Genomic DNA, 19938 nt, shown 5'->3' on the forward strand with positions numbered 1-19938 from the left:
GGTTAGAGAAAGGTCACGAACTCGAAAGAGGGCGTGACCTTTGCGTTTTGGTCGGCGCCGACTAGCGCGACAGCACGGCCTCGATGGCGTCGAGCACCTCGGGCGCGTCGGGTTCCGTGCGGGGACGGAACCGATTGACGACCTCGCCATCGGGGGCGAGGAGAAACTTCTCGAAGTTCCACTGAATGTCGCCCGCCGAGCCGTCGGAATCGACGGCCTTGGTCAGCTCGGCGTACAGCGGATGGCGGTCCTCGCCGTTGACGTCGGTCTTGGCGAGCAGGGGGAAGGTCACCCCGTACGTCGTCGAGCAGAACTCCTGGATCTCTTCGGCGCTGCCCGGCTCCTGGCCCATGAATTGGTTGCACGGGACGCCGACCACGGTCAGGCCACGGCCGCGGTAGTCCCGGGCCAGCTTCTCCAACGCGGTGTACTGCGGAGTCAGCCCACACTTGGAGGCTACGTTCACGATTAGCGTTGCGCCGCCGGACAATTCGGCCAGGGTGGTGGGCTTGCCGTCGAGCGTCGTCAGGGCGATGTCGTTGAGGGTCACGCCGACGACGCTAACACCTCAGCGGGCCAGCGGGCTGTAGAAGACCAGGCCGTTGCCCTTGTTGTCGTAGACCACGGCGCGCCGCTCGTGGGCGTCGTCATACGGGCCCCTCACGATGCCGCCGCCGCTGGCCTCGACGGCCTTCGCCGCGGCGTCGACGTCGGCGGTCTTGATGCCGACGACCACCTGCCCGGGGATGGGATGGTCGACGGCGGTTGCCAGCGCCAGGGTGACGGCCCCGCCGTCCAGGGCGGCGAAGTGGGCTCCGTCGCGGAACTTGACCGGCATCCCCAGGGTCTCGCTGTAGAACCGAATCGATTCGTCAAGGTCGTCGGTCGACAAGACGATCATCCGCACTTCGTGATCGCTCATGGGTGCCTCCTGTTGCCGGGTCGCCTTACCCTAGCCCCGTGAGCAGCAAGCGAGTACCGGGCGGCGTGGTGCACACGCTGCCGGCAGACCTGCGTGCGGCGCTGAGCGCCAACGCCACCGCGCTGGCGGCCTGGAAGGACATCACCCCGTTGGCGCGCAACGAGTTCATCTGCTGGGTCGAGGACGCCAAACAGGAGGCGACCCGCAAGCGCCGCATTCGCAGAACCCAGGAGGAACTGGAGGACGGGATGCGCCGGCCGTGCTGCTGGCCCGGCTGCAAGCACCGGGAGCGGACCGGCCGCGCCTAACCCCGCACGTCGGGCGTGACGGGATCGGTGATGTCGTCGTATTCGGGATGCTTCTTGAGCACCGTGACGACCATGGAACACACCGGGACTATGCGCTTGCCGTCGGCCCGCGCGCCCCGCAGCGCTTCCTCGACGAGGATGGTCGCCAGGCCGCGCCCGCCGTATGCGGGGTCGATCTCGGTGTGGTGAAAGACGCGCTGATCGCCGCGGTCGGCGAAGTCGGCCAGGCCGACGGTCTCGCCGTCGACGGCAATGGTGTACCGACCCTCCTCGGCGGTGACGGTGGTTGGTGCGCCGGTCTTGTCGGCGGTCATGTGTTCTCCTTTCCTTGCGGTATCGGTCTGGGCCGCAACCGAGCGCTCGGCAGCGGCGGGGCCGGCAGTCGGGCGACCGAACCGCGGTAGCCGGTGACGGCGCCGAACCGGTCGTCGGCGTCCTGCCAGAGCCGGCGGTAGCCCACGATGTCGTCGTGACTGCGCCCGACGAAGTTCCACCACATCACGATCTCTTCGGTGAACGGCGTCCCGCCCAGCAGCATCACCCGCGCCGGCCGGTCGCCCGGATTGCGTAGCCGCAACGACGAATTGCCCGCGCCTTGGTACCCGAGGTCGGCGACGGCCAGGGTGGTCTCGCCCATCGCGACGGGCCCGAGATCGCACAGCACGCCGAGTTCGAACGCCGGGTCGACGTCGATGTCCAGTTCCGCGCCGGGCCGCAGATCGATCTGTGCGCCGACGAGTGGGCTGAACGTGTGCACGGGCGACCGGCCACCGGCCAGCTCCCCGAGAAAGACGCGTGCCGTCGCGCCGGGCAGCGCCACGGGCGCGGGCGCATAGTGCGCGAAATCGCGGCCGGTGTCGCGGTCCGATCCCGGGAGCGCCACCCACAGCTGCACCCCGTGCAATGCGGCGTTCGAATCGATCGACACCTCGGAATGGCAAATGCCCGCGCCCGCCGTCATCAGATTCAGCTCGCCGGGCCGGACCACGGCATGCACGCCGGCGCTGTCGCGGTGCTGCACTTTCCCGCTGAATAACCAACTGACGGTTTGCAATCCGGTGTGCGGGTGCGGCGGGACGTCCATGCGTGCGCGCACCGGGCCGTAGTGGTCGATGAAACACCACGCCCCGATCAGCGAGCGTTGTCGTTGCGGCAGCGTGCGGTGCACCGGGATCCCTCTCGGCCCGCCCAGCGGAACCTCGCGCGGAGACAGCAGCTCGGCGCCGAGCACCCGTGAGGCGCCGCAGGCGACTTCGGCGGGTGCGGTCTCGAGGTTGCTCACCGGCCCGACGCTACGCCCATTGGGGGCCTCACCGGCCCGGCGGCCGCAGCACCTTCATGGCCAGCCGCATGACGGGTTCGGGGACGCGATCCTGCATGGACAGCGCGGTCTCGGCTGCGCGTGATCGCAGCGGGGTGCCGCGGCCGAAGATCCGGTTCAGCGGTCCCCCGGTCGGTTCGATCACCACATGCAGCGGCGGGCTGCCCACGGCGGCGCCCAGCGCGTTGGAGATGACCATCCGCTGAATCTCGCTGGTGCCCTCGAAGATGGTGTACAGCTTGGCATCCCGATACCACTTTTCCACCGGGTGGTCGGTGATGTAGCCCCAGCCGCCCATCGTCTGGATCGCGCGTTCGGTGGCCTTGACGGCGACCTCGCTGGCGGCGAGTTTCGACATCGAGCCCTCGCCGCGCTCGAAGGGCACCCCGTTGACCGCCATCCAGGAGGCGCGCCAGGTCAGCAGCCGGGCGGCGTCGATCTGGGTGGCCAGTTCCGCCAGCGGAAAGGCGATGCCCTGGTTGTCTATGATCGGGCCGCCGAAAGCTTCGCGCTCGGTGGCGTATGCGGTCGCGTACTCCAATGCGGCGCGGGCGATCCCGATCGCCTGCGCGGCCACCATCGGGCGGGTCTGCTCGAAGGTGCCCAGCGTCGCCGAGCCGGACTGTTTTCCGCCGGCCACCACCGCGCGGGCCTTGGCGAGCTTGTGTTCCAGCTTCTCTTCTCCCCCAAGCAAATTGGCTCCCGGCACGCGCACGCCTTCGAACAGCAGCTCGGCGGTGTGGGACGCCCGGCAGCCCAGCTTGTCGAGTTTTCGCACCAACTTCAGCCCCGGCGTCCCGCCCGGAACGACGAACAGCGCCTGCCCGCGATGCCCGAGTTCCTCGTCGACGACGGCGTTCACCACGTGCACGTTCGCGATGCCGCCGTTGCCGATCCACATCTTGTGGCCGTCGATGATCCAGTCGTCACCGTCGCGGCGCGCCCGGGTGCGCAGGTTGCGCACGTCGCTGCCGCCCTCGGGTTCGGAAATCGCCAAGGCGGCGAGCTTGATGTCGCCCGGCGTGCCGAAGCACTCGGGCGCCCACTCCAGCATCTGCTCGGGAGACGCGGCCTGGCCGATCGCCGACAGCGCCAGCGCCGGCATGACGATCGCCAAACCGATTCCGGCGCAGCCCCAAAAGAGCTCCTCCATGAACATTGGCAGTGAGATGCCCGTCGGGTCACCGATCAGGTCGCGGTAGAACAGCGGGCTGTAGAAACCGCGCTGGGCCGCCTCCTCCAGCACCGGCCACGGAAACTCCTGGCGCTGGTCGTAGTGGAGCGCCACCGGGCGGATGACTTCCTCGGCGAACTCGTGGGTGCGCCGGGCCAGATCGTGTTGTGCGGCGGTCGGTGTCAGGTCGAATGTCATGGATCCGCCTTCGGGTCGGCAGACTCGGTCGTGCCAAGCCCGACTACCCCGTCGGCGGCGTCAGCAAACTGTCACGCGGCCGAACGGGGTCCCACTTGCGCGATCGGCAGGTGCAACACCACCGCCGCGGCGGGCATCGCATCGTGCTCGTGACGCGCGAGCAGGGCCGCGTTCTCGGGCAGCTGCCGCGAGTTGATTTCGCCGGCGGCGATCCGGCGCAGGACATCGTGCGCCCGGGCGAGCTGTTCGCGCTTGCGGTACTGGCCGCCGGGCAGCTTGACGCCGGCCCAGACGCCGTACTCCTCGCGGTGCGCGATGGCGTGCTGGGCGCAGCGGCGTTGCTGGGCCAGCGGGCAGCGGCGCAGGCACTGGATCCTCGCCTCGGTCGCGGAGCGCTCGTAGGCGCGCGCCTTTGCCGCGCCGTCACCACCGTCGTCGTCGGGGTAGCCGAACCACAATTCCGGGTTGGCTGCGCAGGGGTGTCCCATGGCCGGTCTCCTTGGGTCAGTAATGAAACGTAGGCAAAAGCGTATACACGTTCGGGCGGCCTGCGCAAGAGAAACGTGACAAAAACGTATATACGCTGAACCGTCGGGTGCCATGTGTAATATCCGGCCTATGGCCGGAGCCTGCGGTGAGCCGTGAATCGGCCGGTGCCGCGATCCGCGCGTTGCGCGAGTCACGCGACTGGTCGCTGGCAGAACTCGCCGCCGCGACCGGCGTCAGCATCATGGGCCTCAGTTTTCTCGAACGCGGCGCCCGCAAGCCGCACAAAAGCACAGTTCAGAAGGTAGAAAATGGGCTGGGCCTGCCGCCGGGCACCTACTCGCGCCTGCTGGTAGCCGCCGATCCGGACGCCGAGTTGGCCCGGCTGATGGCCGTGCAGCCGGTCGAAGCGAGGTCCGCGACGCCCGCCGGCGCGGTGGTCGTCGACCGCCACAGCGACACGGAAGTGCTGGAAGGCTACGCCGAAGCTCAACTCGACGCCCTCAAATCCGTCATCGATCGGCTGCCGGCGACGACATCAAACGAATATGAGACGTATATTCTGTCTGTGATCGCTCAATGCGTGAAGGCGGAGATGCTGGCGGCCAGCTCATGGCGCGTGGCCGTCAACGCCGGCGCCGATTCGACGGGGCGGCTCATGGAGCACCTGAAGGCACTCGAGGCGACGCGCACCGCCCTGCTGAAGCGGATGCCTGCCAGCCTGAGCGCCCGGTTCGATCGGGCGTGTCTGCAGTCCTCGCTGCCGGAGGCCGTCATCGCGGCCCTGGTCGGTGTCGGCACCGACGAAATGTGGGACATCCGCAACCGGGGAGTCATCCCACCCGGGGCCCTCCCCCGCGTTCGCGCCTTCGTCGAGGCGGTCGAGGCGACGGGCCGCGAGGAGACACCGTGAACGGAAACGAAATCGAGGTGTTGAGCCGCGCGCACGGACTGTTGGCCGGCGACTCGCGCCGGCCGCCGCTGGATGCCCGCACCGAGCATTACCGTGAAACGTTGACGCGCGCCGCCGCCCTGAATCACGCTGTGGCACAAGGCGGTTACCAACTGGCTGCGGAGCGCGGCCGGCAACGGCTGCTGTCGGCGGCTCGAGCGGACACCGCGGTCGCCGCCGTCATCGCCGCCGCACACCGGGATCGGGCCCGAGCCGGCGCGCTGACCAGATCCGTCGTCGACGAGGCCCGCGCCGATGCCGCAGTCACCCCGACGACGCCGATGGCCCAGCGCGAGGCGATGCGCCGCAGCGTCGCGCGGCTGCGCGCGCAGCGGGCCCATGTCCTGTCGGCCCGCATGAACGCGCGACGGCACTCCGCGTCGCTGCGCGCGTTGCGTTACCGGTTGACGCACCATCGCGGGCCCGGGGCGACGAGCGGCCGCGCGGCGCTCGCGGTGCGTGCCGCGTTGTCGCGGCTGGGGCGCCCGTATGTCTGGGGCGCGACGGGGCCCAACCAGTTCGACTGTTCCGGGTTGGTGCAGTGGTCCTACGCCCAGGCCGGCGTTCACCTGGGCCGCACCACCTATCAGCAGATCGACGACGGATTCCCGGTCCCCCGCTCGCAGGTCCGCCCCGGCGATCTCGTCTTCCCCCACGCCGGACACGTGCAGATGGCCATCGGCAACAATCTGGTCGTCGAAGCGCCCTACTCGGGCGCATCGGTGCGCATCGGCCCACTGGGCAGCAACATCGCGATTCGTCGCCCGCTATGACACGAAAAGGTTGAATCGATGTCGGAACCATCCGGACCTTCGATGAGCGTCATCCAGGCGCGGCAGTCGGCGCTCGCCGGCCAGCACGGCACCGCCGCCGACGCCGACCGCGTGCTGACGGAAGTCCTTGCCAGCGCCCATGCCGCGACCCGCGAAAGCCTCAGGCGACTCGACGCCATCGCCGAGGAGATCGACCGCGCCGCCACCGGCCGCTCGCACCTTGCCGTCGATACCCCGATGGGCGCGCGCGAATTCCGTCGCTTCCTGGCGGACAAGCAGCGCGAGATCGCGACGGTTATTGCCGATGCTCGCGAACTCGGCCGGACGAAAAGGGCTGTGCTGGATGGCTTGCGCGCCCAGTACGTCGTCCCTGCGGGCTAGCCCAATCGCGCGTCTAGCCGTTCGTGCACAGGCGCGCCGGGGTGAATTGTCGACGGGAACATGCCTGGGTACTGTCGCCCGGCATGGAGGGGCCGCGACACCGATGTCGACGTATGACGACCTGATCAACACGCTCCAATCCGTCCGGGACCGCACGGGCGACCCGAACGCGTGGCAGGCGGGCTTGGCGCCGAACGAGGTGACGGCGGTGATCACCCCCACCACGCGGCCCGAACAACTCGAGGCGATCGTGCGCAAGATCCGCCAACAACATTCGGATATCTTCGGCCCCACGCCCGAATCCGACCGCGAACAGGGCGAGGCCGCCGAAGCCATGGCCGGCGCCGAAGCCGCGCTGGCGCACCAGAATTCGACGAGCTCCCAGCTCGACATGCAGGTGATCACCGCGATCTTGAACGCACACCTGAAGTCCGTCGAGGGTCGAGAAGCCTTGTCGAAGCTGCAGCGAGAGACCGAAGCCGCGGTCCTTACCCGGTCGGATCTCGATACTCCGGCGGGGGCGCGGGATTTTCAGCGATTCCTCATCGGCAAGCTCAAGGACATCAGGGCGGTCGTCCTGAACGCGAGTCTCGACGACACGTCGAAATCGGCGTTGATGGCCGCGTGGACATCGCTCTACGACGCCTCCAAGAACGGCGCCGAGGATCGGCCGCCCGCGGCCGCCGTCCCGGTCGCCGCACCCGCCGACGGCACAACCCAAGAGCCGGTCGACGACGTGGAGGCCGGGTGGGATCCCTTGCTGGACCCGGTGTTGGCGGACGCCCCCGGCCCACCCCCAGGCGATTCCCCGGTGCCGACCCCGTCTGGGGGCAGCGCGGCTCCGCCGGCACCGCCGGCCCCGGTGCTGCCGCCCATTCCGAGTCTCGGCGCGGGAGCGCTGCCGGGCCTCGGCGGCCTGGGTGGCCTACCGCTGCCGGGCCTGGACGAGGCCGGGCGAACCGACCCCGTGGTGCGTGGCGCGGGCGACGAGCGCTTGGTCGGGTCGCACGATTCGGCAGCCGAGGGTCGCGACGGGGACGAGGACGCGGCCCACGAAGAGGACGCCTCGGCCGACCAGCCCGATCCGCCCGCGGCGGGCCCGACGACGGTGACGCTGCCCGACGGCGACACGGTGACGGCCGCCAGCCCCCAGTTGGCCGCGGCGATCAAAGCCGCCGTCGGCGGGGCGGCCATCGCGGATGCCTTCCACCAGCAGGGAATTACCATCCCGCCGCCCGGAACGACGGTCACCGACCCCGTAGACCCGCTGCAAGCGGCACCCGGCGATATCGGCATCCTCACCGATCGCCACGCGCTCGCGCTGGGTCACGAGAAGGCCCTTCTCGACGGGCAGATTCAGCGCATCGCCTCCGTGAACGGGCCGAGCTTTCTAGGCTGGGAGCATCCACCGGCGGCGACCGCGCCCGCTGCCCCGCCGGCTGAGCCGCACACACCCACACCGACCGGGCCGGCGGGCACGTCGACCGCATGAGAATAGTGATCTCGCCGGGCTTACCCGGCGGCGCAGGAAGAGGAGACAGCAGATGTCCGAGCCAATCCGTGTGGTGCCCGCGCACTTACGCGAAGCCGCCGCGCATCACCAGGAGACCTCCGACTACTTGCGCACCGTTCCGTCGTCGCACGCGGCTATCCAGGAGAGCCTGGACTCGCTGGGGCCCATCTTCGGTGAACTTCGCGACGCCGGGCGCGATCTGCTCGAGCTCCGACGTCAGTGCTACGAACAGCAAGCCGACGACCACGCCGATATGGCCGAAAAATTGGTCATCTCGGCGACCGCGTGGGAACAGCACGAGCAAGACGCGGCACGAGATTTCGGCGGCCTCATCGACGGCGGTCGATGACGGACGCCAATCCAGCCTTCGACACGGTCCACCCGAGCGGACACATCCTGGTCCGCTCCTGCCGCGGCGGGTATATGCACAGCGTCGCGCTGAGCGAAGAGGCGATGGAAACCGACGCCGAGACGCTTGCCCAGGGCATCCTGTTGACGGCTGACGTGTCCTGCCTCAAGGCGTTACTCGAAGTCCGCAACGAAATCCTTGCGGCAGGCCATACCCCGTCGATGGAGGTCCCCACCCCGCACGATCTCGATGCGGCCATCGAGAAGCTGTTGGCGCACAAGCTGCGCCGACGTGAAGGCGCGCGCTAGGCCCCTCAAACCGCGCGACGCCCTAAAGCAGCCACCTCTTCGCGCTGTCGGGATCGGGTGCGATGTCCGTCGGCGGCTCTATGGGGTTGGGGCCGAACAACTCTCGGGCGCGCGCCAGCAGGGCGCGCACCTCGTCTAGTTGCTGCTGCAGCGCAGAATCAGCCATGTCCCCACGCTACCCAGGCCATCGCAGCTGCACAATTCACTTGCTGAATGGACGCACCCATGGATCCCGGTAGGCTTGGCCAGTGGCGATCTTCGGTCGGATGACGGCGCGCCAGCGCCTCCGGAGAGCTACCCGGGAATCGCTGACGATTCCCGCCTTCAGCTCTCCTGTGGATTGCACCCCCTGGGTGACAGGTGGGCTTTGGCCTGCCGAGCTGTCCCCGGCGAGCGACGAAACCGCCTCTCTGGCAAAGCATCTGAAGGATGACCTGCAGCGGATCACCCGAAGCGCCAACGACGAGTTGCGGACGATAAAGCTGGCGGGAATGCCCGATTTCGCCCGCCAGACGGAGGAAGCCAGGGTCATCGACGAGGCGCGGGCGCGCGCCGCGCGACGCGTCGAGTCGACGATTCGTCAGCTGCACGCGGTGCGGGCCGAGGCGCCCGTCGAACACGAACGCCCGCGGGACGCCGAAAGCCTCAACGGCGCCGATCTGGAGAAGACGCAGATCATCCCCGCCGTCACGGACGCGGACGCCCCCGAAGCGGGCACCGAGGTGGCCGCCGAAGAGGAGACACCCGAAACCGCCGAGGGTCGGCACCGGGCCTCCGGCGACGACGACGGCGACGCGCCTCCCGCGCGGCCGCCCGAAGCCACGCAGCCCCCGGAAGCTCCAGCGGCCCCGGCCACCGCGGCCGCACGCGAATCCGACGACGAGCGGCTGCGGCGGCTCCTCGCGTTCGTGGTCCATCAGGAGCCGCGCCTGAAGTGGGCGGTCGCTGATCGTCACGACGGCACCACCGTGTTGGTCACCGACTTCGCCCACGGCTGGATACCGCCGGGCATCGCGATCCCGCAGGGCGTGCGGTTGCTGGAACCGGAGCGACGTACCGGCAAGGTTTCCGCCCTCCTGGGCGAGACCGAGCGGGCCGTCACCTACGCGCCGGGCGACTCCTTGGGCCGGCTGGACGACTTCGCCGAGACGAAGGCGTCGGCGCAGCCCCGCGAGCTGCCCGCGGTCGACGATCTCGGATGGGAGCTGAGCCAGGCCACACATTGGCGCGACGGATTGCCGCGGATGGTGCACACCTTGGCCAGGGCCGCCGCCGCCGGAACCGGGGTCGTGGAGGAAGAAATCGACTTGCTGCGAGTGCATCTCGACACCGCGCGCTATCAGCTCCTGATTCAGTACCCGGACGTCGATCCCGCGCTCTTCCTCAATTGCTTGTTGCTGGCCGCCACCGAAGCCGCCGCGACCGGAGACCCGGTGGCGGCGAACTATCACCTCGCCTGGTTTCAAAAACTCAGCGCGCCGTAACGGCTCAGCGACCGGGGCTCGGTCAAATGGCCCCGGCTCTCTTCGCGCTTACGCGCTCATCGACCGGGGCCGGGCGGGCCGGCGAAGGCCTGCGCGATCCCCAGCCACCGCTGCGCGTCGGGACCGTGCGCCGCGATGTCGAGCGCCCCCAACGGGCGACGCTGGGTCACCAGGAAGCAGAAGTCCTCGGCGGAGCCGGTGACGCGCTGGGCGGCGTCCGGCGGACCCCAGGACCAGGTGTCGCCGCCGGGGCCGCGCAGCTCGACGAGGAACGGTTCCGTCGGCGGCGTCAGGTTGTTGACGGCAAACGCGTAATCGCGGGTGCGCACCCCGATGTGCGCGATCGAGCGCAGCCGATCCGTGGCGGTCCGCTTGACGCCGAGCGCGTCGGCGACGTCGAGTCCGTGCGCCCACGTCTCCATCAACCGGGCGGTGGCCATCGACGCCGCGTTCATCGGTGGCCCGAACCACGGCAGCTTGCGACCGTCGGGCACCGTCAGCAGGGTGTCGTGCAGCCGCGTGCGGGTCGCCCGCCAGTCGGTGAGCAGCTCGGCCGGGGCCAGGGCGGCAAGTTCCTCGGCACCCGCGTCGACGAACCCGGTGGGATCGGCCGAGGCGGCCTCGAGCACGGCGGCGAAGCCCGCCTCGTCGGTGGCCGCGGTCAGTGCGACCCGGTCGGTCCACAACAGGTGCCCGATCTGGTGGGCGATCGTCCAGCCCGGCGCGGGCGTCGGAGCGGCCCAGCGGTCCGCCGCAAGCGGCGCCACCAACGCGTCGAGGTCGTCGCTTTCGGCACGCAGGTCGGCCACCATCGGCTCGGCAGCGGTCACGTATGTACCTTAACGACTGTCCGCCGGCAGGCCGCGACGGCCGATGACGGCGTGCATGGCGAGCCCGATCAGGTACAGCACCGAGCCGAACAGCACGAACCCCGGCGCGTGCCCGTCGTCGGGAATCAGCGTCGCGGAGACCGTGATCGACACGATGAACGACACCCAGAACAACGCGTCCTGCACTGCGAACACGTGTCCACGAAGCGCGTCGTCGACGTCCATCTGCATCGCGGAGTCGGCGCAGAGCTTGACCACCTGACCGGCCAGGCCGAGGAAAAATCCACACACCACCATCACCGGAAGCCGCAGCCCGGCGCCCGGGATCTGGATCACCGCGGCCGCCACCAGCGCGCCGTTGGCCGTGGCGTAGCGCCCCCAGCGGCGCACCACCGACGGCGTCAACACGTTGGCCAGGAACGCCCCCAGGCCGGCCGCGGCGAAGAACAGCAACGCGATGCCCAGGCCCCCGGTCGCCGGGCGAGGACCGGGCAAATGGTGGACGAGCACCAGCATCACCAGCGAATTGATGCCGACCACCATGCGATGCGCGGCCAGGCCGGACAGGGTAGCCGCGACCGTCGGGCGCTGCAGGACCGTCCGCGCGCCGTGCAGCCAGCCGGTGATCACCGCGTAGACGGCCGACCCGTGGATCGCGCGTTTGGTGTCGTCCGGGCCCAGCACCCGGGAGCCGAACCGCAGCGTCAAAAGCAACGCAATCGAAACCGGAATCGCGGTGATGAAGATGATCGCCGAGGCGCCCTCGTCGCCGGCGCCGACGAAAAAGCGGGGCACCAGCATGAAGTTGGCGCCGAGGAACGCCGCGAAGGCACCGGACGCGGTGGCCACCGAGTTCATGGTGACCACCTGCTCCCGCGGTACCACGTGGGGCAGGGACGCCGACAGCCCGGACGCGACGAACCGGGCCAGGCCGTTGGCGACCAGCGCGCCGATCAGCAGCGGTATGTCGCCGGCTCGCAGCGCCAGGATGGTGCCGATGCAGGCGATGAGGATCAGGCGGCCCACGGTGGCACCGACCAGCACCAGCCGCCGATCCCAGCGGTCCATCAGCGCGCCGGCGAACGGCCCCAGCAGGGAGTAGGGCAAGAACAGCACCGTGAACGCGCGCGCGATGGCCATCGGGTCGGCGGCGCGATCCGGGTTGAACAGCAGCGCCCCGGCCAGGCCGGCCTGGAACAGGCCATCGCCGAACTGGCTCGCCACGCGCACCTGGAGCAGCCGCCAGAAGTTCGGCAAACCGCGCACCGACCGCCATAGGTCGACGAATGCGGGTGACTGCATCCGGGATTGAATCACAGAACCGACTTCCACGGGTGGGGTTGGGCGCCATCGCCAACAGTACAAATATGTATCGGCCGCGCTCGATTGCACCGGCCGACGTTACGAAGGTGCGATGATGGTCTGATGCCGCCAGAAGATCCGGAGGACTACATAGCACCCGCCGCGCAGCGGGTGCGTGCCGGCACTTTGCTGCTGGCCAACACCGATCTTCTCGAGCCGACGTTTCGGCGCAGCGTGATCTATATCGTCGAGCACAACGACGGCGGCACACTGGGTGTCGTGCTCAACCGGTCCAGCGAGACCGCGGTGTACAACGTGCTGCCGCAATGGGCGAAGCTGTCGGCCAAACCCAAGACCATGTTCATCGGCGGGCCGGTCAAGCGTGACGCGGCCCTTTGTCTGGCGGCGCTTCGGATCGGCGCCGACCCGCAGGGCGTGCCGGGCCTGCGGCATGTGGACGGCCGCATAGTGATGGTCGATCTGGACGCCGAGCCGGACCTGATCGCCCCGCTGCTCGAGGGCGTACGGATCTTCGCCGGATACTCCGGCTGGACCATCGGTCAACTCGAGGGCGAGATAGAGCGCGACGACTGGATTGTCTTGTCCGCGTTGCCATCTGACGTTCTTGCCGGGCCCAGGGCCGATCTGTGGGGGCAGGTGCTGCGCCGGCAGCCGCTGCCGCTGTCGCTGCTTGCCACTCACCCGATCGACGTCAGCCGAAACTAGGTTGATGGTGGCGACCCGCTGCGCCCGGCTACGCCGCGCTTGCGATCGCCACTAGTACCCCTCCCCCGCCTTGGCGGCCACTTCGGCCTCCCGCCCGAGCCTGCTCGCGATCACCGCACAGACCACCAGCTGGATCTGGTGAAAGATCATCAACGGCAACATGGTCAAACCCACTGTGGCGGCTGGGAAAAGCACCAGCGCCATCGGAAGCCCCGACGCCAGGCTCTTTTTCGACCCGCAGAACAGCAGGACAATCGCGTCACCGCGGTCGAGCCTTGCCAGCCGGCCGATGACGGTGGTGACGCCGAGCACCACCGCCAGCAGTACGGCGGCGACGACGGTGACCGAGATCAGTCGCCACACGTTCACGCTGACCCAGATCCCCTTGACGACGCCCATCGAGAAGGCGGTGTAGACCACCAGCAGGATGGATCCGCGATCCACCACCTTCAGCACCGTCGCGTACCGGGCGATGAGCCCGCCGACCCATGGGCGCGCCAGCTGCCCGGCCGCGAACGGCAGCAGCAGCTGGACCATGATGTCGCGGATCGCGGTGGCGTCGACCCGAGGCGCGCCGGTGGTCGTCATCAACAGCACCACCAGCAGGGGCGTCAGCACCACGCCGAGGATGTTGGACAGCGACGCGCTGACGATGGCGGCCGAGACGTGGCCCCGTGCGATCGAGGTGAACGCGATGGACGATTGAACCGTCGACGGGACGAGGCATAGAAACAGCAGGCCGTTGTACAGGTCGATGGTCAGCACCGAGGGCACCAAGGCTCGGGCGGCCAATCCCAGCATCGGGAAGATGACGAACGTCGTGGCAAGCACCAGCAGGTGCAGCCGCCACTGCCGGACACCGTGCCAGGCCTGCTCGGGGGACAACCGGGTGCCGTAGAGGAAGAACAGCAGCGCGATCGCCGCTTTCGCCGCGGCGGACACGGCGTCGGCGGCCTCGCCGTGCGCGGGGAGGAGGGCGGCCAACGCAACGGTCGCCGCCAGGGCCAGCAGGAAGAAATCGATCGGCAGCGCAGACAGCCGTTTCAGCATGACGGCTCGAGCGGTAAGGGCGTCAGTGGCAGGACTGCGTGCAGACGGCGCAGCTGCCGGCGCAGTCGGGCGCCGCGGCTTCACTGCGAAGCGCGAAGCGCGCGCTCTGCCACGACCCGGTGGCCAGCGTCCCCAGGGCGCCGGCGACGCAGATGATCAACACCACCAAAGCCGTGTCGGGGGAGGCGGCCAGCGCCACCACGCCGCCTGCGGCGAACATCACAGCCGCCGCCAACTGGGGCGGGGCCATGGCGCGCAACGCCAGCTGAGTGCCGTTGGCGGTCTGGTTGTTCGAAAGCGACCAGGTCCCGAACCCGGCGGAGGCCACCGCCGCACACAAGCACACCACGCCCGCGATCAACATGGCCTCACAATACGAGTCCGGGCTCCGACTCGCGCGCCGGGCTCCGGCAGCGTTCGCTTCGTGGCTGGTTAACGCCCTTGCAGGAAAGAGAAGTTCGGCAGCGGGGGCAAACCCGGCACCATGGTCAACAAGTTGGGCCGGGGGGCGGCCAGCTGGCTGGGCGGGACGGGCTGCGAGGGAAGCCCGACCGGCGCCGCTCCGGCCGGCTGGGGGGGAAGCCCGGCCGGGGCCGCACCGGCTGCTTGCGAGGGAATGCCGATCGGGGCTGCAGCGGTCCCCGGCCCGGGTACGGGGGCGGTGGTTGCGGGCACGGTCACCCGGAAGCCGTTGATGATCGCGTCGGTCGCCGGCGCGTCCGCGACGGCCACCGCACGGTCGGTGGTCACCGACAGCGACACGAGGTATTTGTCATGTCCGGACGTCGCGATGACGTGGCGGCGTGACGTGTTGAGCAGCATGTCGCCGTCGCGGTAGGTGCCCTCGATGATCGACGATGGGAAGCCGCCGAAGTCGACCATGGAGGCGTTCGTGGTCTGCCACAGGGGCAGTTGCTGACTGTCGACGAAGCCGTGGGTGATGGCCTCTTTAGGATCGAAGTTACCGACCAGCTTGTACACCACCACCTGCGCGTTCGAGGTGTAGATGCTGGTCCCCTGCCGGTCGGCGATCACCGCGAACGCGTCAGGCACGTTGGGATCGGGCACCTGGGTCCAGCGGGTGGGCAGCGGTAGCGTGATGTCGAGCGCCTTGAAGCCCTGGGGTTTTTGCGCCTCGAGCTTGACGCCCTTGGACTGCAGGAAGTCACGCAGCGTGCCCGAGATGCCGGGGGTCTGGGCCGGGGGGAGCGGCGCGCCCGGCGCGACCGCCGCGGGTGCGGGCGACACCGGCGCGACGGCCGGGGTCGGGGCCACCGGATTTGCCGCCGGGGGAGCGGCCAGCAACCGGTTGCCGGGGATCTGTGCGGGGGCGGCCGCGATGTTCTGCGGCGCCGGCGTCACGACGGCGGGGGCGGGCGGCGGCGCGGGCAGCGCGGGCAGTGCGGGATCGGCCGCGGCGGTCGCGCCCGCGAACGCCGTGACGCCGATCGCGCCGGCGGCCAGACCTCCTGCGAATACCCGCAATGTACGGGCGATGTGAATCATCTGCGTCGATCCTTCCCATGGCCCGGGTCCCAGCACCCGTCGTAGAGGCTGACTGTAACCAGAGGTCAAACGCGCTGGATAGCGTCGAAATCGACCTGGGATGAAGCTCTGATCGGCGCGCAACGCAACCGAGACCAACCTGTGGCCCGCCGGGCCGGCCGCGGCTCCCTTATACCCTGTTCAGGTGACCGAATCCCCGACCACCGCGCCCGGAGGCAGCCCCGCGGGCGCGCCGGACTCCGATGCGCCGCCGTTTCGCTACACCGCGGCGCTGGCGGGCCGCGTCGAGAGCGCCTGGCAGGAGAACTGGGCGAAGCTCGGCACGTTCAACGTGGCCAACCCCGTCGGTGATCTGGCTCCGACCGACGGACGCCCGCTGCCCGCCGACAAGTTGTTCGTGCAGGACATGTTCCCGTACCCGTCCGGCGACGGACTGCACGTCGGGCACCCGCTGGGCTACATCGCCACCGACGTCTACGCCCGGTATTTCCGGATGACCGGCCATAACGTCCTGCACGCGTTGGGCTTTGACGCGTTCGGGCTGCCCGCCGAGCAGTACGCGGTGCAAACCGGAACCCACCCGCGCACCAGGACCGAGGCCAACGTCGTCAATTTCCGGCGCCAGCTGGGCCGGCTGGGCCTGGGCCACGACAGCCGGCGCAGCTTCTCGACCACCGACACCGAGTTCTACAAGTGGACGCAGTGGATCTTCCTGCAGATCTACAACGCGTGGTTCGACACTGCCGCCAACAAGGCGCGGCCGATCGCCGAGTTGATTGCCGAGTTCGATTCCGGCGCAAGGCGTCTCGACGACGGGCGGGACTGGGCCGCGCTGACGGCGGGGGAGCGGGCCGACGTGATCGACGGCCACCGGCTGGTTTACCGGGCCGACTCGATGGTGAACTGGTGCCCGGGACTGGGCACGGTGCTGGCCAACGAAGAGGTCACCTCCGATGGGCGCAGCGACCGCGGCAACTTCCCGGTATTCCGCAAACGGCTGCGGCAGTGGATGATGCGCATCACCGCCTACGCCGACCGGTTGCTCGACGATCTCGATGTGCTGGATTGGCCGGATCAGGTAAAAGCAATGCAGCGCAACTGGATTGGCCGCTCGACCGGAGCCCAGGCGCTGTTCTCCGCCACCATCTCCAGCGGGGAGCGAAGCGGCTCGGCGGTCGATATCGAGGTGTTCACCACCCGGCCCGACACGTTGTTCGGTGCGACGTACCTGGTGCTGGCACCCGAGCACGAGCTGGTCGACGGACTGGTCGCCGCCGCGTGGCCCGACGGCACCGACCCCCGGTGGACGTATGGTGCCGCCGCACCGGCCGAGGCGGTCGCCGCCTATCGACGCGCGATCGCCGCCAAGTCCGACCTCGAACGCCAGGAGAGCAGGGAGAAGACCGGCGTCTTCCTCGGCAGCTATGCGACTAATCCGGTCAACGGAAAGCCCGTGCCGATCTTCATCGCCGACTACGTGCTGGCCGGCTACGGCACCGGGGCGATCATGGCGGTGCCCGGGCATGACCAGCGCGACTGGGACTTCGCCCACGAGTTGGGCCTGCCGATCGTGGAAGTCATTGCCGGCGGCGATATTTCGCAGGCCGCGCACTCGGGCGACGGTGTGCTGGTCAACTCCGGCTACCTCGACGGCATGGACGTGGCCGCGGCCAAGGAGGCGATCACGGCTCGCCTGGAGGCCGACGGCCGCGGCCGGGCGCGCATCGAATTCAAGTTGCGCGACTGGCTTTTCGCCCGGCAGCGGTACTGGGGTGAGCCGTTCCCCATCGTCTACGACAGCGACGGACGACCGCACGCGCTCGACGAGGCAGCGCTGCCGGTCGAGCTGCCCGACGTGCCGGACTACTCGCCGGTGTTGTTCGACCCGGACGACGCCGACAGTGAGCCGTCGCCGCCCTTGGGCAAGGCGACCGACTGGGTGCACGTCGAGCTCGACCTGGGCGACGGCCTGAGGCCCTACACCCGCGACACCAACGTGATGCCGCAGTGGGCCGGCAGCTCCTGGTACGAGCTGCGCTACACCGACCCGCACAACTCGGAACGCTTCTGCGCCAAGGAGAACGAGGTTTACTGGATGGGCCCGCGCCCGGCCCAGCACGGCCCGGACGATCCCGGCGGGGTCGACCTGTACGTCGGGGGGGCCGAACACGCGGTGTTGCACCTGCTGTATGCGCGGTTCTGGCACAAGGTGCTATACGATCTGGGCCACGTCAGCTCGCGCGAGCCGTACCGCCGCCTGATCAACCAGGGCTATATCCAGGCCTTCGCGTACACCGACTCCCGCGGGACGTATGTGCCGGCGGAGCAGGTCGTCGAACGCGGCGGCGGATTCTTCTATCCGGGACCCGACGGCGAGGTCGAGGTCGCCCAGGAATTCGGGAAGATCGGTAAGAGCCTGAAGAATTCGATATCGCCGGACGAGATCTGCGACGAATACGGCGCGGACACGTTGCGGGTGTACGAGATGTCGATGGGTCCCTTGGAGGCGTCCCGGCCGTGGGCCACCAAGGACGTCGTCGGCGCGCACCGCTTCCTGCAGCGGGTGTGGCGCTTGGTGGTCGACGAGCACACCGGCGAGGCCCGGGTGGCCGACGACACCGGCCTGGACACCGACACCCTGCGGTCGCTGCACCGCACCATCGCCGGCGTGTCCGAAGACTATGCGGACCTTCGCAATAACACCGCGGCGGCCAAGCTGATCGAGTACACCAACCACCTCACCAAAGAGCACCGTGACTTGGTGCCGCGTGCCGCGGTCGAGCCGCTGGTGTTGATGCTGGCGCCGCTGGCGCCGCACATGGCCGAGGAACTCTGGTCGCGGCTCGGTCACACCGCCTCGTTGGCGCACGGGCCCTTCCCCGGGGCCGACCCCACCTACCTCGTCGAGGACACCGTCGAGTACCCGGTGCAGGTGAACGGCAAGGTGCGCGGACGGGTGGTGGTGGCCGCCGACGCCGATGACGACACGCTGAAAGCCGCTGCCATGAGCGACGAGAAGGTGCAGGCGTTCTTGGCCGGCGCCGCCCCGCGAAAGGTGATCGTGGTTCCCGGTCGGCTGGTCAATCTGGTCGTCTAGCTGCGCCGGTCAGTGTTTGCGCGGCCGCAGCACCACTTCGTGGACGTGACCGTCGGGCGGCGTGGCCACGGCATTGGCGACCGTCGCCGCGACCGTTTCGGGCCGCAGGAAGTTCGCCGGGTCGTACTGGTCGCCTTCGAATGCGACGAGTTCCCGCTGCATGTCGCTGTCGGTGCGGCCGGGATAGATCGTGGTCACGCGCAGATCCGGCTCGTCGGCGCGCAGCGAGTCGGCGAAGGCCCGCAACGCGAACTTGCTGGCCGAGTACGAGGCCATGCCCGGCGAAACATTGCGCCCCGCACCGGAGTTGATGAACACCACCTGTCCCCGGGCCCGCCGCAGCGCGGGCAGCAGGGCCAGCGTCAGGTCGACCACCCCGAAGACGTTCACGGCGAAGGTGGCGCGCCACTCGTCGACGTTGGACTCGGCGACGTGGCCGGGGATGGACACCCCCGCGTTGTGCACCAACACGTCGAGCTCGTCGACGATTTCGCAGCTGGCCTCGATCTCGTCGGGGTCGGTCAGATCGAGCGGAAAGGTGGTGGCTCCGAGCCGCTCCGCTACGGCGTCGAGCCGATCGGAGGACCTGCCCGCCAGCAGCAGGGTGTGGGTGGACGACAGAGCCGCGGCGATCGCGGAACCGATACCGCCGCTCGCGCCGGTGATGAGTGCGCTGGGCATGACCACAGTCTATGGAACTATGCTAGCGCTTACTAATCCCCTTGGGGGGCAGCCACTTTCAGGCCTGTTTGCGCGCCGGCGGCTCCCCGGCGGGAGGCGATTCGCCGCAGCCGAGGCGTTCCAGTGGCGCCAGCGCCCTTGCCAGGGTGTTGAGGTCGGATTCGGGCAGCTGACTGAGCATCGCCGCGAGGGCGGCGTGCCGGTTGGCCAGCGATTCGCCATGCACGGCGCGTCCCCGCGGCGTGATATCGACGAGCACCGCCCGCAGGTCGGAGGGGTCGCGCGAGCGTTTCACCAGCCCGATCTTCTCCAGCCGGCGGATCGCCACCGTCGTGGTCGGGGTGCGTACCCGTTCGTGCGCGGCCAGGTCGGTCATCCTGATGGGGCCCTGATCGAGCAGCGTGATCAGGATGGAAAGCTGCGCCAGCGTCAGGTCGCCGGCCACGACCCCGCTTGGGTCGCCGCGGCGCAGAATCGAAAACAATTTGGACAGCGCGCGGTGCAAACCTTCCGCAAGCTCCGTCACCTCGGGTGCGGTGGATTCGCTGTCCGCCATAAGTCGGCAGTCTAACCCGAT

At 69.1% G+C, this 19938-nt stretch carries 24 protein-coding genes; 10 read left to right on the forward strand and 14 right to left on the reverse strand.

Annotation, left to right across the window (positions count from 1 at the left end; all coding sequences use genetic code 11):
• Positions 1–61: 61 nt before the first annotated feature.
• Both AC5Y5E_RS23780 and AC5Y5E_RS23785 read right to left on the reverse strand, forming a co-directional pair.
• Entirely contained in the window at positions 62–550 is a 489-nt protein-coding gene (locus tag AC5Y5E_RS23780) for a glutathione peroxidase (protein ID WP_499905478.1), read from the reverse strand.
• A gap of 18 nt (positions 551–568) precedes the next feature.
• Positions 569–922, reverse strand: a complete 354-nt coding sequence (locus tag AC5Y5E_RS23785; protein ID WP_499905480.1) for a VOC family protein — start codon at positions 920–922, stop codon at positions 569–571.
• A gap of 38 nt (positions 923–960) precedes the next feature.
• Here AC5Y5E_RS23785 and AC5Y5E_RS23790 point away from each other — a divergent pair, with 38 nt between their 5' ends.
• Positions 961–1230 carry a YdeI/OmpD-associated family protein gene (locus AC5Y5E_RS23790; RefSeq protein ID WP_499905482.1) on the forward strand — a complete coding sequence of 90 codons (270 nt, stop codon included), beginning with the start codon at positions 961–963 and terminating at the stop codon, positions 1228–1230.
• Here AC5Y5E_RS23790 and AC5Y5E_RS23795 read toward each other — a convergent pair.
• The 4 genes from AC5Y5E_RS23795 to AC5Y5E_RS23810 all read right to left on the reverse strand — a co-directional run bounded on the left by AC5Y5E_RS23795 (position 1227) and on the right by AC5Y5E_RS23810 (position 4411).
• Positions 1227–1544 carry a GNAT family N-acetyltransferase gene (locus AC5Y5E_RS23795; RefSeq protein ID WP_499905483.1) on the reverse strand — a complete coding sequence of 106 codons (318 nt, stop codon included), beginning with the start codon at positions 1542–1544 and terminating at the stop codon, positions 1227–1229. The two genes, AC5Y5E_RS23790 and AC5Y5E_RS23795, sit on opposite strands and share 4 nt — an antisense overlap.
• On the reverse strand, positions 1541–2512 hold the full coding sequence (locus AC5Y5E_RS23800; RefSeq protein WP_499905484.1) for a pirin family protein: 972 nt from the start codon (positions 2510–2512) through the stop codon (positions 1541–1543). The genes AC5Y5E_RS23795 and AC5Y5E_RS23800 overlap by 4 nt, the downstream gene beginning before the upstream one ends.
• Positions 2513–2540: 28 nt before the next feature.
• The gene (locus tag AC5Y5E_RS23805) at positions 2541–3923 is read right to left on the reverse strand and encodes an acyl-CoA dehydrogenase family protein (protein ID WP_499905486.1); all 1383 of its coding nucleotides are present in this window, start codon (positions 3921–3923) and stop codon (positions 2541–2543) included.
• Between the two features lie 71 nt (positions 3924–3994).
• Positions 3995–4411, reverse strand: a complete 417-nt coding sequence (locus AC5Y5E_RS23810) for a WhiB family transcriptional regulator (protein WP_499905487.1) — start codon at positions 4409–4411, stop codon at positions 3995–3997.
• Between the two features lie 146 nt (positions 4412–4557).
• On the opposite strand from AC5Y5E_RS23810, the gene AC5Y5E_RS23815 reads away from it, so the two are divergent.
• The 6 genes from AC5Y5E_RS23815 (at position 4558) to AC5Y5E_RS23840 (ending at position 8685) form a co-directional block, all read left to right on the forward strand.
• Entirely contained in the window at positions 4558–5322 is a 765-nt protein-coding gene (locus tag AC5Y5E_RS23815) for a helix-turn-helix domain-containing protein (RefSeq protein ID WP_499905489.1), read from the forward strand.
• A complete protein-coding gene (locus tag AC5Y5E_RS23820) occupies positions 5319–6134 on the forward strand; it encodes a C40 family peptidase (RefSeq protein WP_499905491.1) in 816 nt (271 codons plus the stop codon). Before AC5Y5E_RS23815 ends, AC5Y5E_RS23820 begins: the two co-directional genes overlap by 4 nt.
• Positions 6135–6152: 18 nt before the next feature.
• Positions 6153–6515, forward strand: coding sequence for a DUF4226 domain-containing protein (locus AC5Y5E_RS23825; RefSeq protein ID WP_499905493.1), 363 nt, complete (start codon positions 6153–6155; stop codon positions 6513–6515).
• Positions 6516–6618: 103 nt separating this feature from the next.
• Positions 6619–8007, forward strand: coding sequence for a DUF4226 domain-containing protein (locus AC5Y5E_RS23830; RefSeq protein ID WP_499905495.1), 1389 nt, complete (start codon positions 6619–6621; stop codon positions 8005–8007).
• Between the two features lie 52 nt (positions 8008–8059).
• Positions 8060–8377 (forward strand): ESX-1 secretion-associated protein, encoded by a 318-nt coding sequence (locus AC5Y5E_RS23835; RefSeq protein WP_499905497.1) that lies wholly within the window; start codon positions 8060–8062, stop codon positions 8375–8377.
• Positions 8374–8685 (forward strand): DUF2694 family protein, encoded by a 312-nt coding sequence (locus AC5Y5E_RS23840; RefSeq protein ID WP_499905498.1) that lies wholly within the window; start codon positions 8374–8376, stop codon positions 8683–8685. The genes AC5Y5E_RS23835 and AC5Y5E_RS23840 overlap by 4 nt, the downstream gene beginning before the upstream one ends.
• 22 nt (positions 8686–8707) lie before the next feature.
• Here the strand turns inward: AC5Y5E_RS23840 and AC5Y5E_RS23845 are convergent, their stop codons facing one another.
• A complete protein-coding gene (locus AC5Y5E_RS23845; protein ID WP_169924623.1) occupies positions 8708–8851 on the reverse strand; it encodes a hypothetical protein in 144 nt (47 codons plus the stop codon).
• 82 nt (positions 8852–8933) lie between these two features.
• Between AC5Y5E_RS23845 and AC5Y5E_RS23850 the strand changes: the two genes are divergently transcribed.
• Positions 8934–10169, forward strand: a complete 1236-nt coding sequence (locus AC5Y5E_RS23850; RefSeq protein ID WP_499905500.1) for a DUF5631 domain-containing protein — start codon at positions 8934–8936, stop codon at positions 10167–10169.
• A gap of 56 nt (positions 10170–10225) precedes the next feature.
• Here the strand turns inward: AC5Y5E_RS23850 and AC5Y5E_RS23855 are convergent, their stop codons facing one another.
• Positions 10226–10981, reverse strand: coding sequence for a TIGR03084 family metal-binding protein (locus AC5Y5E_RS23855; protein ID WP_499905740.1), 756 nt, complete (start codon positions 10979–10981; stop codon positions 10226–10228).
• Between the two features lie 27 nt (positions 10982–11008).
• Positions 11009–12301, reverse strand: a complete 1293-nt coding sequence (locus tag AC5Y5E_RS23860; protein ID WP_499905502.1) for an MFS transporter — start codon at positions 12299–12301, stop codon at positions 11009–11011.
• Between the two features lie 123 nt (positions 12302–12424).
• Here AC5Y5E_RS23860 and AC5Y5E_RS23865 point away from each other — a divergent pair, with 123 nt between their 5' ends.
• The gene (locus tag AC5Y5E_RS23865) at positions 12425–13027 is read left to right on the forward strand and encodes a YqgE/AlgH family protein (RefSeq protein ID WP_066941215.1); all 603 of its coding nucleotides are present in this window, start codon (positions 12425–12427) and stop codon (positions 13025–13027) included.
• A gap of 51 nt (positions 13028–13078) precedes the next feature.
• Here the strand turns inward: AC5Y5E_RS23865 and AC5Y5E_RS23870 are convergent, their stop codons facing one another.
• The 3 genes from AC5Y5E_RS23870 to AC5Y5E_RS23880 form a co-directional block, all read right to left on the reverse strand.
• A complete protein-coding gene (locus AC5Y5E_RS23870) occupies positions 13079–14074 on the reverse strand; it encodes a bile acid:sodium symporter family protein (RefSeq protein ID WP_499905742.1) in 996 nt (331 codons plus the stop codon).
• Positions 14075–14099: 25 nt separating this feature from the next.
• Positions 14100–14441 carry a hypothetical protein gene (locus AC5Y5E_RS23875; protein WP_499878291.1) on the reverse strand — a complete coding sequence of 114 codons (342 nt, stop codon included), beginning with the start codon at positions 14439–14441 and terminating at the stop codon, positions 14100–14102.
• 68 nt (positions 14442–14509) lie between these two features.
• Complete coding sequence (locus AC5Y5E_RS23880; RefSeq protein WP_499905503.1) at positions 14510–15583, reverse strand: LpqN/LpqT family lipoprotein; 1074 nt, start codon at positions 15581–15583, stop codon at positions 14510–14512.
• 184 nt (positions 15584–15767) lie between these two features.
• Between AC5Y5E_RS23880 and leuS the strand changes: the two genes are divergently transcribed.
• Positions 15768–18680 carry a leucine--tRNA ligase gene (gene leuS / locus AC5Y5E_RS23885; protein ID WP_499905504.1) on the forward strand — a complete coding sequence of 971 codons (2913 nt, stop codon included), beginning with the start codon at positions 15768–15770 and terminating at the stop codon, positions 18678–18680.
• A gap of 9 nt (positions 18681–18689) precedes the next feature.
• Here the strand turns inward: leuS and AC5Y5E_RS23890 are convergent, their stop codons facing one another.
• Both AC5Y5E_RS23890 and AC5Y5E_RS23895 read right to left on the reverse strand, forming a co-directional pair.
• Positions 18690–19361, reverse strand: coding sequence for an SDR family oxidoreductase (locus AC5Y5E_RS23890; protein ID WP_499905506.1), 672 nt, complete (start codon positions 19359–19361; stop codon positions 18690–18692).
• A 58-nt stretch (positions 19362–19419) separates the two neighbouring features.
• Entirely contained in the window at positions 19420–19917 is a 498-nt protein-coding gene (locus tag AC5Y5E_RS23895; RefSeq protein ID WP_068111922.1) for a MarR family winged helix-turn-helix transcriptional regulator, read from the reverse strand.
• Positions 19918–19938: the final 21 nt, after the last annotated feature.

Source organism: Mycobacterium sp. NGS54 (assembly GCF_059812465.1).

Excerpts from the sequence above, each read along its gene's own strand:
- AC5Y5E_RS23785 (WP_499905480.1), bottom strand. The coding sequence starts at position 922 with ATGAGCGATCACGAAGTGCGGATGATCGTCTTGTCGACCGACGACCTT.
- AC5Y5E_RS23795 (WP_499905483.1), bottom strand. The coding sequence starts at position 1,544 with ATGACCGCCGACAAGACCGGCGCACCAACCACCGTCACCGCCGAGGAG.
- AC5Y5E_RS23805 (WP_499905486.1), bottom strand. The coding sequence starts at position 3,923 with ATGACATTCGACCTGACACCGACCGCCGCACAACACGATCTGGCCCGG.
- AC5Y5E_RS23810 (WP_499905487.1), bottom strand. The coding sequence starts at position 4,411 with ATGGGACACCCCTGCGCAGCCAACCCGGAATTGTGGTTCGGCTACCCC.
- AC5Y5E_RS23825 (WP_499905493.1), top strand. The coding sequence starts at position 6,153 with ATGTCGGAACCATCCGGACCTTCGATGAGCGTCATCCAGGCGCGGCAG.
- AC5Y5E_RS23830 (WP_499905495.1), top strand. The coding sequence starts at position 6,619 with ATGTCGACGTATGACGACCTGATCAACACGCTCCAATCCGTCCGGGAC.
- AC5Y5E_RS23835 (WP_499905497.1), top strand. The coding sequence starts at position 8,060 with ATGTCCGAGCCAATCCGTGTGGTGCCCGCGCACTTACGCGAAGCCGCC.
- AC5Y5E_RS23840 (WP_499905498.1), top strand. The coding sequence starts at position 8,374 with ATGACGGACGCCAATCCAGCCTTCGACACGGTCCACCCGAGCGGACAC.
- AC5Y5E_RS23845 (WP_169924623.1), bottom strand. The coding sequence starts at position 8,851 with ATGGCTGATTCTGCGCTGCAGCAGCAACTAGACGAGGTGCGCGCCCTG.
- AC5Y5E_RS23855 (WP_499905740.1), bottom strand. The coding sequence starts at position 10,981 with ATGGTGGCCGACCTGCGTGCCGAAAGCGACGACCTCGACGCGTTGGTG.
- AC5Y5E_RS23860 (WP_499905502.1), bottom strand. The coding sequence starts at position 12,301 with ATGCAGTCACCCGCATTCGTCGACCTATGGCGGTCGGTGCGCGGTTTG.
- AC5Y5E_RS23865 (WP_066941215.1), top strand. The coding sequence starts at position 12,425 with ATGCCGCCAGAAGATCCGGAGGACTACATAGCACCCGCCGCGCAGCGG.
- AC5Y5E_RS23875 (WP_499878291.1), bottom strand. The coding sequence starts at position 14,441 with ATGTTGATCGCGGGCGTGGTGTGCTTGTGTGCGGCGGTGGCCTCCGCC.
- AC5Y5E_RS23880 (WP_499905503.1), bottom strand. The coding sequence starts at position 15,583 with ATGATTCACATCGCCCGTACATTGCGGGTATTCGCAGGAGGTCTGGCC.
- AC5Y5E_RS23890 (WP_499905506.1), bottom strand. The coding sequence starts at position 19,361 with ATGCCCAGCGCACTCATCACCGGCGCGAGCGGCGGTATCGGTTCCGCG.
- AC5Y5E_RS23895 (WP_068111922.1), bottom strand. The coding sequence starts at position 19,917 with ATGGCGGACAGCGAATCCACCGCACCCGAGGTGACGGAGCTTGCGGAA.